We start from the raw sequence: 13,185 nt of genomic DNA, 5'->3' as shown, positions 1-13,185 counted from the left end.
GTTAACTAGTTTGTACTCTTCTATTCCCTAAAAGCAACAGCACATAGTACTGTACTCCTATAATTAATGTTCCCAACAACAAATGTATTGGCTGTATAGCCGCTGGAACTCCAAAATAAGCCATCACAACGCCACTCAAAACCTCTATACCCACAATAAGTAACATTATTGCACCATAAAGCTTTAATTTCTGTGGAGTATCCTTTTTCATTGTTAAAAGCCAAACCAAATAAAGGTGTAAGCCCAACAGCAAAATTGAATATGATCGATGCACTAAGAATTCCATCCCCAGCTTCGATATCCACTCTGACCTAGCAAAATGATCTGCCAAAAGGTCGATGCTTTCTCTTACCTGTGTACCCATTACGATTTGAGGTAATGTGGTAATAAAGCAAATCAATAAAACTGCCCGCAGCTTGCCAGTTCCTTCCAAATTAAGGTTCAGCACCTCTCTTTTTGACCTATAATAAACATAGATCAGAAGGCATACGATTAATAAAGCGAGTAACATATGAATAGTAATCATCCAATGTAGCAAGTTGGTACTCACCACAATTGATCCGATCCATCCCTGAAACCCTACCAATACAAATGCAATAAAAGAAAGAACGGTAATGGTTCTATCGGTTCTCCAATATCGAATAGACATTATAAATGTCCCGAAGATCAAAAGACCGATAACCGCACCCACTAGGCGGTTAATGTATTCAGTAAGTGTTTTTGTAGCATTAAACTCCTCCTCAGTCAGAATATCAGGATCGTTTAGAATCTGATCGGCCAACTCGTCAAAACCAAATGCTGTAAGGTAACTTACAAACCTTTTATTCTTCTCTGCCCTTTCCTGGGCGTAAACTTCTTTGTAATCAGATGGAAGTTGACTGACATCTGTTGGTGGCACCCAACTTCCAAAACATTTGGGCCAGTCCGGACATCCCATTCCCGACCCAGTGGTTCTTACAATACCTCCGATAAGAATCAGGAGATATACGGCAATTACCGTGACGGCCGAAAATCGTCTAAATGCTCGTCCGTTAATGACCTTTTGCCCCATCAACTACAATCTCGCTAGCGCTCTCCTCTTTCTCAATTGCAATCATATCATTCTCATGCGGAAGATTCGAATCCATAGTTTCTGAGAAAGGTACTGTTTGAGGAATAAAGTCTTCCTCGGCACCTGGCTTAGAGTAATCGTAAGGCCATCTGTATACCGTTGGGATTTCACCTGGCCAGTTGCCGTGTCCAGCAACTCTTGGCGTTGTCCATTCCAAGGTATTAGACTTCCATGGGTTAAGTGGCGCTTTCTTCCCTCTAAATATGCTGTAGAAGAAGTTGAATAGGAAGATAAACTGTCCAAAGAAAGTCAAAATCGCAGCCACACTAATAAAGGCATTAAGGTCTGTAAATCCACTGAAGGCATCAAAGTTGGTAAACGAATAGTACCTTCTTGGGAAACCTGCGATTCCAATATAGTGCATTGGGAAGAACACAGCGTAAATACCAATGAACGTAAACCAGAAGTGGATGTAACCTAATTTTCTATCTAACATTCTTCCGAACATTTTAGGGAACCAATGGTAAACCCCAGCCAATAATCCGAAAGAAGAAGCTGCCCCCATTACTAAGTGGAAGTGAGCTACAACAAAGTAAGTGTCATGCAATTGAATATCAATTGCTGAGTTACCTAAGAAAATACCTGTAATACCACCCGAAATAAACACCGACACCAATCCTATTGAGAATAGCATAGCAGGCGTAAATACAATATTTCCGCGCCATAGTGTTGTTAGGTAGTTAAATACTTTTACTGCTGAAGGTATAGCGATAATCAATGTTAAAAACATGAAGATCGACCCTAAGAATGGACTCAAGCCCGAAACGAACATATGGTGTGCCCATACAACGAAAGAAAGCACAGTAATACCCAACATCGAAATAATCATGGCCTTATAACCAAAGATTGGCTTTCTTGAATTGGTTGCGATAATTTCAGATGTAATACCTAAAGCAGGTAACAATACGATATATACTTCAGGGTGACCCAAGAACCAGAACAAATGCTGATAAAGAATTGGACTACCCCCTACATTTGGAAGTGCTTCTCCTCCAATATAAATTTCAGATAAGTAGAATGATGTACCAAAGCTTCTATCCATTACCAATAGTAGGGCTGCGGCAAACAATACAGGGAAAGATAAAACTCCAATTACAGCGGTTAAGAAGAAACTCCAAATCGTAAGAGGCAATCTAGAGAAGGTCATTCCCTTCGTTCTTAAGTTGATAATTGTGGTGATATAGTTAATACCTCCCAACAATGATGAAACAATAAAGAACACAATAGCAACAAGCCATAAAGTCATTCCTAGTCCAGAACCATCCATTGCCTGTGGCAAAGCACTTAGCGGTGGATAAACCACCCAACCTCCTGATGCAGGCCCGGTTTCTAAGAATAATGAGATAAACATGATAACACTGGAAAGGAAAAAGAACCAGTAAGAAAGCATGTTCATAAAGCCAGAAGCCATATCTCTCGCTCCAATTTGAAGCGGAATAAGGAAGTTACTGAATGTACCACTCAATCCAGCTGTCAATACAAAGAACACCATGATGGTACCATGCATGGTTACCAAAGCCAGATAGAATTGTGGATCTAAGCTACCTTCTGGCTGAATCCATTTACCTAAAAGCGGTCTTAACCAAGATAAGTCTGCTTCAGGGAATCCCAACTGCAATCTAAAGATTGCAGAAAAACCTGCTCCAATAATTGCCCAAATAATACCTGTTATCAGGAATTGCTTGGCAATCGTTTTATGGTCAAGTGAGAAAATATACTTTGTGATGAACGTTTCATGATGCTCGTGATCGTGATCATCATGCGCGTGTGCATCAATATGTGTTGCTGTTGCCATCTTAATATATTGGTCTTATTAATTACTCGTTAATGCCCGCTGTAACTACGGCCAACTCTTTCAAATTCTCAGGTACCTGAGACATATAATCTGGGTTTTTTGACAACCAAGATTTTTGCTCTGCTTTCCATTTATCGTATTCTTCAGGTTCTAAAACCGTCACAATTCTACGCATAGCAAAATGTGATGTACCACAAATCTCTGCGCAAGCCAATTCAAAATTAAAATCAGGGTTGTTTTCCTCGATTCTCATTTCCTCAGTTGTCTTATTAGGCACAAACCAGAATTGAGTAGGCATACCAGGAACAGCATCCATTTTCAATCTCATATGAGGCATATAAACACTATGAAGTACATCCTTAGCTCTAATTTTCAATAACACAGGGCGCCCTTTAGGAAGTACGATAGAGTTGTTATTAAAATCATCGAAATTGGCCTTATCCGTAAAATCCATGCCCAAATCATTAGTAGCATCAATCAAACGATAATCGTAATCTCCAACTTCATTGTCCATTCCACCATAGCGGATCAACCATGTAAATTGTTGTCCTGTAATTTCAATTTGTTCTGCATCTTCAGGCGCTTTGCTTGTAATATCAGACCAAGCTGCAAATCCTGAAATTACCAACCATGTTAATACAATAGCAGGCACACCAGTCCACAAAAGCTCTAATTTGTTGTTATGTGGGTAGAACTCGGCCCTGTGATTCTCTCTGTATCTATACTTGTAGGCAAATACAAAAAGTAAAATATGTGTAATCACAAACACAATACCTGTAATCCACATTGTTCTCCAGAACAACTTATCAGTTACTATACCATGATCAGAGGCTACTGGTGGATCATATGAATCAAAATGCGCAAATGAATACCACGCCATTAAGCCAAAGAACAAGACCAAGAAAACCACCATTAATATGGCGTTCACATTGTTACTTCCAGTAACTGACTTTTCATCAGAACCTTTAACAACACTAATCAATCTACTTACTCTGAAGATCATCAACAAGATCGCCAGTACTAAGAAAATCGCTAAAACTATATAAAACCCGAACATATCTTTAGTTTACTCTTATTAAATATGATGATGCTTTGCCTCTTCTAGCATTGGATGATTTTTAGCCACCAATGCTGATTTAGATAAGGCAGTTAAGGTGACGAACAAGAAGGCTACTCCGAAAATCATGAACAAGCCAATCTCAGTAAAACCAAATGCTCCATTTTCGCCAAGCGTACCTGGTGTTACCATTAGGTAAAAATCAATCCAGTGCCCTCCTAGAATAACAATACAAACGATTTTCAAGAATACATTCAATCGTTTTGCATCTCTTGTCATGAACGTAAGAAGAGGGAAGATGAAATTCAAAATAAGGTTAATGAAGAAGAATGGTGCGTATTTGTCACTCAATAATCTTTCTACAAAATACACTGACTCCTCAGGGATGTTAGCATAGTAGATCAAAAGGAATTGAGAGAACCAAACGTAAGTCCAGAAAATACTGAATGCGAAGATAAACTTACCAAGATCATGTAGGTGATTAGAGGTTACTTGAGATAAATAACCAGCTTCTTTTAATAGCACTGTTACAAGTGTAATGAAAGCCAAACCTGTTACCCACCAGCTAGCAAATACATACCAACCAAACATTGTAGAGAACCAGTGCACGTCAATTGACATGATCCAATCCCAAGCTGAAACAGATGAACTCACTGCAAAGAATACCAAGAAGATTGCAGAGAATTTTCTCATTTTGAACCAGTAGCTATCACCACCCAATTCATCTTCAGCCAAAGCTAAAGACTTAATTTTCTTGAATAGGAAGAACCACACTGCAAAGAATACAACCATTCTAAGCACAAAGAAAAGCGGGAATGAACCTCCTTCTAAAGGAAGAAAGAAGTAGCTACTTTTTCCAGCAATTAGCGCATCATAATGCGGGTTTAATTCTCCATTTGCTAAGAATTGATTATACAAATCACTATGAGTCCAGTGGAAAATATCATGACCAAAAATCATGAAAGTAACGATCATCAATACAAATGCGTAAGGCAACCAGCTACCCATCGCCAACGGAACTCTCAATAAATAAGCAGACCAACCTGCTTGTGAAGCATATTGAAGTGCAAAGAAGAATATTCCTATAATACCTAGTCCAACAAAATAAACATTGTTGATCCAAAGGTTTACTCCTAGTCTTTTTAACCAACCACCACCATGATCCGCTTCGCCTGCACCATGATCTTCACCTGATTCATCAGATATCATTCCACCGTGCCCGTCATTATCAGCACCGCTATGGTCATCGCTAGCATTTGTTCCATGATCGTCAGAAGTACCAGCATCGTGTTGTTCTGTTCCTTCATGATCGCCAGCCTCAGCTTCATGACCACCGCCAGGGAATATTGCACCTACAAGCAGCAATACAAACCCAATGATGGCTACGAGATATAGCTTCTTTTTTAAGCCTGTCGTAAATTCAAATCTTTCTTTTGCCATTTTCTAAAAAATTTGGGGGTTACTGTTGTTGCAATTGTTTAACATACTTTACAATCTTCCATCTTTTCTCCGGACTGATCTGAGAACCGTGAGCTCCCATTCTTCTAATTCCATAAGTAATTACATGGAAAACATGACCTTCTGAAAGACCTCTTTGTGCTGGAGCCGTATAAGGAGGCACACCGGCAAAGATTTCAGACACGGTTCCATCAGCTTGGCCATTAGAGCCATGACAATGGTCGCAATAGAGTTCATATAATCTTTTACCTTCTGCCAAAATCTCTGGTGTTTCAGGTAGAGGATTTTCTATAAGGCTTGCCGCTTCGATGTCATCTTTTTCTAAACGATAAGGAAGTACACCATCAGCAGTTCTTCTTACAGTACCTGCTACTGGCAACTTTACATTTTGTTCATAGGCATTGTTTGGATTGGAATTATAAAACTCACCTAATCCATCTTCTCTATTACTCAACCATTCTCCTCTATCCTTTTCCTTGATTTGTGTTAATGGCTCATAAGGTATTGAATGATACATCTGTGGTGCATATTCTGTACCTGGGTTATCGCCACTAGCATTACAAGAAGCCAGAGCAAAGATCGCTATGAGTGGTAAAAATGCTTTCAATCTATTCAACATGATCATCTTTAGCTTAGTCTTCAACTTCTTTATCGTTCACTTCAATAGCGCCTGAATCTTTCAATACGCTATTGATTGTTTGAGCATCCACAGATTTGTTTTGACCTAAATCAATTGCCATTACATGCTTATCATCTGTAATTCTCAAATCAAGCATTTTAGGGTCTTTCCATGGTTTTAAATCAGTACTTACGAAGAATGTACCCACCATACCAAAAGCAGCGAGTAAAACCGTTAGTTCAAAAGTTACAGGGATAAAATCTGGTAGTGGAGTAAAGTCTTTACCACCAATAATCATTGGCCAATCCACTCCTAGCATCCAAAACTGCATTGTAAGCGCCAATGAAGTTCCTAATATACCGAACATAAATGCGGCAATAGGAAGTCTAGATCTCTTATAGCCTAATTCTTCATCAAGACCATGAACCGGGAATGGAGAATATACCTCGTCAATTTTAACACCGGCACCTCTCACCTTTCGTACCGCGCTTAATAATACGTCCTCGTCATCAAAAACACCGAGAACAAAATTTCTAGAATCGCTCATAATTATGCAGTCTGTTTTTCTGATGAAGATTTCACAATACTTTTAATTTCAGCCATATTCACTACTGGGAAGAACTTAGCAAATAATAAGAATGCTGTAAAGAACAATCCGAATGTGAATAAATAAACTCCCATATCGTACACAGTTGGGTAGAACATAGCCCATGATGATGGTAGATAATCCCTATGCAATGAAGTAACGATAATCACAAATCGCTCGAACCACATTCCAATGTTTACAATAATTGAAATAATGAAAGTAGCGGCAATATTGGTTCTAATTTTCTTAAACCAGAATAACTGTGGAGAGATTACGTTACATGTCATCATAGACCAGTAAGCCCACCAATATGGCCCTTGCATTCTATTAAAGAACGCGTATTGTTCTGCAGGAACTCCAGAATACCAAGCTACAAAGAACTCAGTAATGTACGCTATACCTACAATTGAACCAGTAATTGTAATTACTATGTTCATCAAACCAATGTGCTCAATGGTAATGTAGTCTTCTAGTTTAAATAGTTTTCTAGTTACCAACATCAATGTCAGTACCATTGCAAACCCTGAGAAAATAGCTCCAGCAACAAAGTATGGAGGGAAAATCGTAGTATGCCATCCTGGTATTACTGAGGTTGCAAAGTCAAATGATACAATGGTGTGTACGGAAAGTACGAGTGGTGTTGCTAAACCAGCCAAAATCAAAGATACACTTTCGTATCGGCTCCAGGCTTTAGCAGCGCCATTCCAACCAAGGCTTAGTGCTCCGTAAATTTTCTTTCTTACTCCAGTTGCTCTATCTCTAATGGTAGCAAAATCAGGAACAAGCCCTATGTACCAGAACACTAGAGATACAGAGAAGTATGTAGAAATTGCGAATACGTCCCAAAGAAGTGGAGAGTTAAAGTTTACCCAAAGTGAACCAAATGTATTCGGTAACGGTAAAGCCCAATAAGCTCCTAACCAAGGTCGTCCCATGTGAAGTACTGGGAACATTGCAGCACATATTACGGCAAAAATTGTCATTGCCTCTGCTGCTCTGTTAATTGCCATTCTCCATTTCTGACGGAAAAGTAAAAGTACTGCCGAAATCAAAGTTCCAGCGTGACCAATACCTACCCACCATACGAAGTTTGTAATATCCCAGGCCCAACCTACGGTTTTGTTCAGACCCCACATTCCAATTCCTTCCCAAAGTGTAGCAGCTACAGCGATGAAACCAATGCCAAAAGCAGTAAGTGCCATCCCCATGCCTAATAACCATGATTTGGAAGGCTTGCCCTCTACCTGCCTGCAGATATCCTCGGTAACGTCATGGACAGTCTTACCGCCAGTTATCAAAGGTGTTCTTACGGATGAAGTAACCTGCATAGTGTATCTCTTTTAAAAATTAAGCTTCAGTTGATTGTTTTTCCTTATTTCTGATTTTGGTGAAATACCAAACGTTAGGGTTAACGTTGATTTCCTCCAACACGTGATAAGCTCTGTCTTCTTCCACTACACGCTCGGTAGCTCCTTGACCGTCTTCTTTCTCTTGAATTTTCAATGCTTGAGAAATTCTAGAGTTTTTGTCGTTCAAATCGCCAAAGATGATCGCATCTGCAGGACAAGCCGAAGCACATGCCATGTTAATTTCACCATCTTTTGGTCTTCTATCTTCGCGTTTAGCGGCAAGCTTGCCAGCTTGGATTCTCTGCACACACATTGAGCATTTCTCCATCACACCTCTTGCACGAACAGTTACATCTGGGTTCAATACCATTTTACCCAAATCGTTGTTCATTGAAAGGTTCTTATCAAACTTCGTATTGTCGTGATATTTGAACCAGTTAAATCGTCTTACTTTATAAGGACAGTTGTTAGCACAATATCTTGTACCGATACATCTGTTATAAGTCATTTGGTTAAGACCTTCTGTACTATGCGTGGTAGCTGCTACTGGACATACAGTTTCACATGGAGCATTATTACAATGCTGACACATCATTGGTTGGAATGTAACTTCTGGATTCTCTGAAGCTTTCTCTAAAGCTTTCAAATCATCTACAGGAGCATCAGAGCTATAGTAGCGATCAATTCTGATCCAGGCCATTTCTCTTCTGTTCAATACTTCTTCCTTACCAACAACTGGGATATTGTTTTCTGCCTGACAAGCAACCGTACATGCTGCACAACCCGTACAAGAGTTCATGTCAATGGCCAATCCCCAGTGGTGATTGTTATATTCGTGACCTTTCCAAAGCGTGATTTTAGAAGGCTTGATATACTCACCTTCCTTATAAATCAACGGATATTCTCTTCCCGCTTTAGTGTCTTTTTTGTATTCACCTAAAGTTGACTCCTGAATTACATTGGCTCTGCCCATGTAAGTCTGGTGTGTTTGTGTTTGTGCAATTCTGTATGATTCGCCTGTTTTTTCTACTGATACTCCAGCAAAAACATCGTAAACATTTGCACCATTTAATTTAGTAATGAAAGGATAGGCATTCACCCCTACTTCATTTCCAACTCTACCCGCGCTAGTTCTTCCATAACCTAAAGCAAGCCCTACAGTTCCAGCTGCTTGTCCTGGCTGAATTAAAACTGGCAAACTAACAGATGTATTCCCTACCGAAAGTGTTACTTTCTCAGTGGTACCATCATCCATTTTGATTCCCCACTCTTCTGCTTGAGCTTGAGAAACCGTTAAATAGTTATCCCAAGTAGTTTTTGTAATTGGGTCTGAAGCTTCTTGTAACCAAGGGTTATTGGCCATTGAGCCATTCCCTATAGTTACTTTTTCGTATAGCGCCAATTCTAGACCAGTTCCATTGCTCTTGTAATTCTGAGCAATGCTGGTGGCTGCCGCAGGTACTGCGCTAAAGTCAAATGTATATGCTTGTGAGTTCCCTCCTGTTTCGAATACACCATCAAACAAAGTTTTATCCCAGAATGTCTGGAAATTAGAGGTATCTGTTTGCTTAGTGAAGAAGTTCTCTCTCCAGTTATCTTGTAGGTAAGTATAGTATTCTACCGTTTTACCAGACCACTTCAAGAATGTCTCTGGTGCTTGACGAGTACTAAATAATGGAGCAATTGTAGGTTGAACTAAACTGAAGTGACCAGTTCTTAATTCAACATCGTTCCACTGCTCTAAATAATGATGATCAGGAGCAACGTAGTCTGCCAAAGCAGCCGTCTCATCCATTCTATCTGATGTAGAAATTTTCAAAGAAACTTTAGCCAATCCAGCCTGTAAGGCTTTTCCATCTGCTGAATCATAAACTGGGTTACAGTTAAAGAAGATTACAGCACCTATTAAACCAGCGTTGGTATCTTTTACAAATGAACTCATGGCTTGGTCATCTCCTTGACGGAAATGAAGTGGTGCATTTACATTAATAGTAGCACCGTAGTTACCTAACATGGCGTTGATACCATTGACCAAAACCTGAACAACTGGATCGTTTGAGCCAGAAACTACAAGTCCAGCGCCACGGTTTGTCCAAAGTTCATTGATTGCTGCTGTTAAATGCGCAATATCTCCAGCATTTCCACCACTCACTTTAGCTTGACCAGCTTTAGCCGCAATTCCATTATATATGGCTGCTACTAATGGGCCAGCTTGTGAAGGGCGAATGCCTGTTCTATAATCTGCGTTTGCACCCGTTAATGAAAGGTTAGACTCAAATTGATAGTGTCTAGACATTTCACGGTGCTCCGCGCTAATTTTTCTTGTTTGCGAATACTGCTTAGTAAACTCAATTGGTGAAATCCAAGTGCCTAAGAAATCGGCACCTACACTCACAATTGTTTTGGCTTTGCTAAAATCATATGATGGCACCATTGATGTACCAAATGATCTTCTATTTCCTTCAGAAATACCATAAGCAGATGATGAATCGTAACTTATGTGTTGCGCTGTTGGATAATTAGCAGTAAACTCGCCTATTGCTCTTTTTGTAGTAGGGCTTAAAACAGAATTACTTACAATTCTAATTTGACCTCCCTTAGCAGAAATTTCACCCAACTTGGCGATTACTTCTTTATCTAAAGTTTCCCAGTCAATTTTAGAACCTGCTTTTTTAGGGCCTACTAGTCTTTCTTTATCGTACAATGAAAGTACAGAAGCTTCTACTTGAGCATTAGTACCTCCCTTTGTCATTGAAGAAAACTTATTTCCTTCAATTTTAATTGGACGACCTTCTCTAGTTTTCACCACTACACTTACAGCGTCACCGCCATTCACATAGGTAGAAGCATAATAATTAGGAATAGAAGGATCAACATCAACAGGTTTGTTCAAATAAGGGATTGCTTTCCTTACCGGAGCCTCACAAGCCGCTAAAGAAGCTGCTGCGATACCAAACCCCATTAATTTTAAGAAGTCCCTTCTGTTACTGCTTCCCTCACCATTTTCGTTGATAGGAAGGTATTCTGGAAATTCCTTCTCGGCATTTTTAACAAACGAAGGTTCGTTAGTTAACTGCTCTATCCCTTTCCAGTATGTTTTTTGATTTTCTTTCATTGTATATCAATCAGAAATCGAAATTCTATTCAATAATTAATAGTGACATTTAGCACATTCCAAACCACCGATATCGGCTACTTTCATAGGTGTTTTTGAGGTTGCGTTATGCATCTCCACCAACTTATCGTAGTATCCGTTACCTTGCGTATTTACATCTGTATTTCTATGGCAGTCAATACACCAGCCCATTGTTAAAGGGGCAAACTGCTCAACAACAGCCATTTCTTGAATTTCACCATGACAAGTCTGGCACTCAATCTCTCCTACCGTTACGTGTTGTGAGTGATTGAAATAAGCCAAATCAGGCAAGTTATGAACACGCACCCACTCAATTGGCTTTCCGCTTTCTTGAGCTGCATATAATTTTTGAATCTCAGGAGAATCTGTTTTGATTTGACTATGACAGTTCATACAGATGTTCACTGAAGGTATGTTTGCATTCTTGGCTATCTCTACACCTGTATGGCAATACTGACAGTCAATTTCGTAAGTTCCAGCATGTATTTCATGAGAAAAAGCGATTGGTTGAGTTGGCGCATAACCTTGTTGTACACCTACAGTGTACAGACCGTCAATCACGTTTTTAGCAGCTAAGGTTATTACAAGGAAAGTAACAATACCTATAACTGTTGGGCTTCTTAGGAAAGCAGAAACACTGAATTTCTCGTTAACAATCTCTTCATCTTCTGCAGAAAGTTGCTTTTTATCTTTTAAATAACGGCTAACGAAATTGATGATGATAACCAATACTACTAATAGTAATACCAACACCACAATTAAGGTAACCATAATTACATTCAGATATTCTGAAGGAACACCGCCAGCTTGAGCAGCACCTTCGGCACCGGTTGCAGTAGCTGCTGGAGCAGCTTCTACTGGAGGATTTTCTTCAGTATGCAGAACATAAGCCATAATTGACAAAATCTGCTCGTCTGAAAGATCTTGATTAGGCATCACCTGATTATACTCTTTAAAAAGAGCCACAGCTTGAGGATCACCGTCATTAATCATTTTGCCTGGGCTCTTCACAAAGGAATAAATCCAGTCGATCTCTCTTCTATCGTAAACTCCAGCTAAAGCAGGACCTACAACTTTTTTATCCACAGCGTGGCAAGAATTACAAATGTATTCTTTAAAGAGACCTTCTCCTTTTTTGATGATTGCTTCATCGGTTGGAATTTTATCTCTCTGGGCAAAGGCTTGCTTGCCAGAAAAAACAAAACAACATACAAACAAGCATGCTGTCGCGAAGCGGACTAATAGTTTTTTGGATAACATGTAATCAGTAGTTAGAGTCACAGATTGTCTCATCACGTAAAATCGAGACAAAGGTAGTATCGGAATGCTTTATTTCAAACTAAAGTTTAGATAGTACACGAGTGGTCAAAAGAGATTGAAAAACCACATACTTCATTCATTAACAGATGTTTACGCACTTAATTCTAAGGTAGTTTTTATTTAGAATTATTATAAATAGCTTAAACAATTTAAATTAGCGTAACCCTGTATACGAATCCATTTTTACAAGTGATACAGAAAGATTAAACAAGGTAAATATTTAGAATAATAAACCCATTTAGGGCTAAATACCTAATCTTAAACGTATCTAATTGGTTGTCAGCAAGGTTAGCCTAACTGTACATTGAAGCTACATTTTCGAAGTATTTACTCCTCTTATTTCTATATTATATAGTACACTACAGAGCCCTTAGAAACAATTTCATTTTAATTAATAAAAATTTCGGTAGACGTGTTGTGCAATAAAAATTATCCCTATATTTGCACTCGCAATTGGGACAACGGTCTACAAAAGCAGAAAAAAAGAGTCTTCATTTACTGAATAAAGACTGAAAGAAATTGGGTTTCGAACTTCCCGCAAAATAAAAGTTCGGGGTGTAGCGTAGCCCGGTATCGCGCCTCGTTTGGGACGAGGAGGTCGTAGGTTCGAATCCTGCCACCCCGACATTAAGAGCCTTGCAAATTGCAAGGCTCTTTTGCTTTTAGGCCTTTCAGTACTCTATTTGAGAGGTCGTAGGTTCGCTCCGAAGTCTCGGAGCTGCCACCCCGACTAAAACCACTGACTTTTGTTAGT

At 39.3% G+C, this 13,185-nt stretch carries 9 protein-coding genes and 1 tRNA gene; 1 reads left to right on the top strand and 9 read right to left on the bottom strand.

Annotated elements, in window-relative coordinates; genetic code table 11:
- Position 1: 1 nt before the first annotated feature.
- From MB14_RS10330 to MB14_RS10290, 9 genes are read right to left on the bottom strand one after another with little or no spacing between them, the layout of a single operon-like run.
- The gene (locus MB14_RS10330) at positions 2–1,051 is read right to left on the bottom strand and encodes a COX15/CtaA family protein (RefSeq protein ID WP_062591463.1); all 1,050 of its coding nucleotides are present in this window, start codon (positions 1,049–1,051) and stop codon (positions 2–4) included.
- Positions 1,032–2,906, bottom strand: coding sequence for a cytochrome c oxidase subunit I (locus MB14_RS10325; protein ID WP_062591462.1), 1,875 nt, complete (start codon positions 2,904–2,906; stop codon positions 1,032–1,034). The genes MB14_RS10330 and MB14_RS10325 overlap by 20 nt, the downstream gene beginning before the upstream one ends.
- Before the next feature lie 22 nt (positions 2,907–2,928).
- On the bottom strand, positions 2,929–3,963 hold the full coding sequence (locus tag MB14_RS10320; RefSeq protein WP_062591461.1) for a cytochrome c oxidase subunit II: 1,035 nt from the start codon (positions 3,961–3,963) through the stop codon (positions 2,929–2,931).
- Between the two features lie 18 nt (positions 3,964–3,981).
- Complete coding sequence (locus tag MB14_RS10315; protein WP_062591460.1) at positions 3,982–5,403, bottom strand: hypothetical protein; 1,422 nt, start codon at positions 5,401–5,403, stop codon at positions 3,982–3,984.
- Between the two features lie 19 nt (positions 5,404–5,422).
- Entirely contained in the window at positions 5,423–6,040 is a 618-nt protein-coding gene (locus tag MB14_RS10310) for a c-type cytochrome (RefSeq protein ID WP_246032589.1), read from the bottom strand.
- A 13-nt stretch (positions 6,041–6,053) separates the two neighbouring features.
- A complete protein-coding gene (locus MB14_RS10305) occupies positions 6,054–6,587 on the bottom strand; it encodes a DUF3341 domain-containing protein (protein WP_053224395.1) in 534 nt (177 codons plus the stop codon).
- A 2-nt stretch (positions 6,588–6,589) separates the two neighbouring features.
- Complete coding sequence (nrfD, locus tag MB14_RS10300) at positions 6,590–7,954, bottom strand: NrfD/PsrC family molybdoenzyme membrane anchor subunit (protein WP_053224396.1); 1,365 nt, start codon at positions 7,952–7,954, stop codon at positions 6,590–6,592.
- 19 nt (positions 7,955–7,973) lie between these two features.
- Positions 7,974–11,090 (bottom strand): TAT-variant-translocated molybdopterin oxidoreductase, encoded by a 3,117-nt coding sequence (locus MB14_RS10295; RefSeq protein ID WP_062591458.1) that lies wholly within the window; start codon positions 11,088–11,090, stop codon positions 7,974–7,976.
- A 36-nt stretch (positions 11,091–11,126) separates the two neighbouring features.
- Positions 11,127–12,371 carry a cytochrome c3 family protein gene (locus tag MB14_RS10290; protein ID WP_062592701.1) on the bottom strand — a complete coding sequence of 415 codons (1,245 nt, stop codon included), beginning with the start codon at positions 12,369–12,371 and terminating at the stop codon, positions 11,127–11,129.
- 611 nt (positions 12,372–12,982) lie between these two features.
- Between MB14_RS10290 and MB14_RS10285 the strand changes: the two genes are divergently transcribed.
- Positions 12,983–13,056: transfer RNA gene (locus MB14_RS10285), tRNA-Pro, on the top strand.
- Positions 13,057–13,185 lie beyond the last annotated feature (129 nt).

The organism is Roseivirga ehrenbergii (genome assembly GCF_001593005.1).
Taxonomy (GTDB): Bacteria; Bacteroidota; Bacteroidia; order Cytophagales; family Cyclobacteriaceae; genus Roseivirga; species Roseivirga ehrenbergii.
Note: the sequence above shows the minus strand (reverse complement) of the source record. Positions and strands in the feature narration are given on the sequence as shown.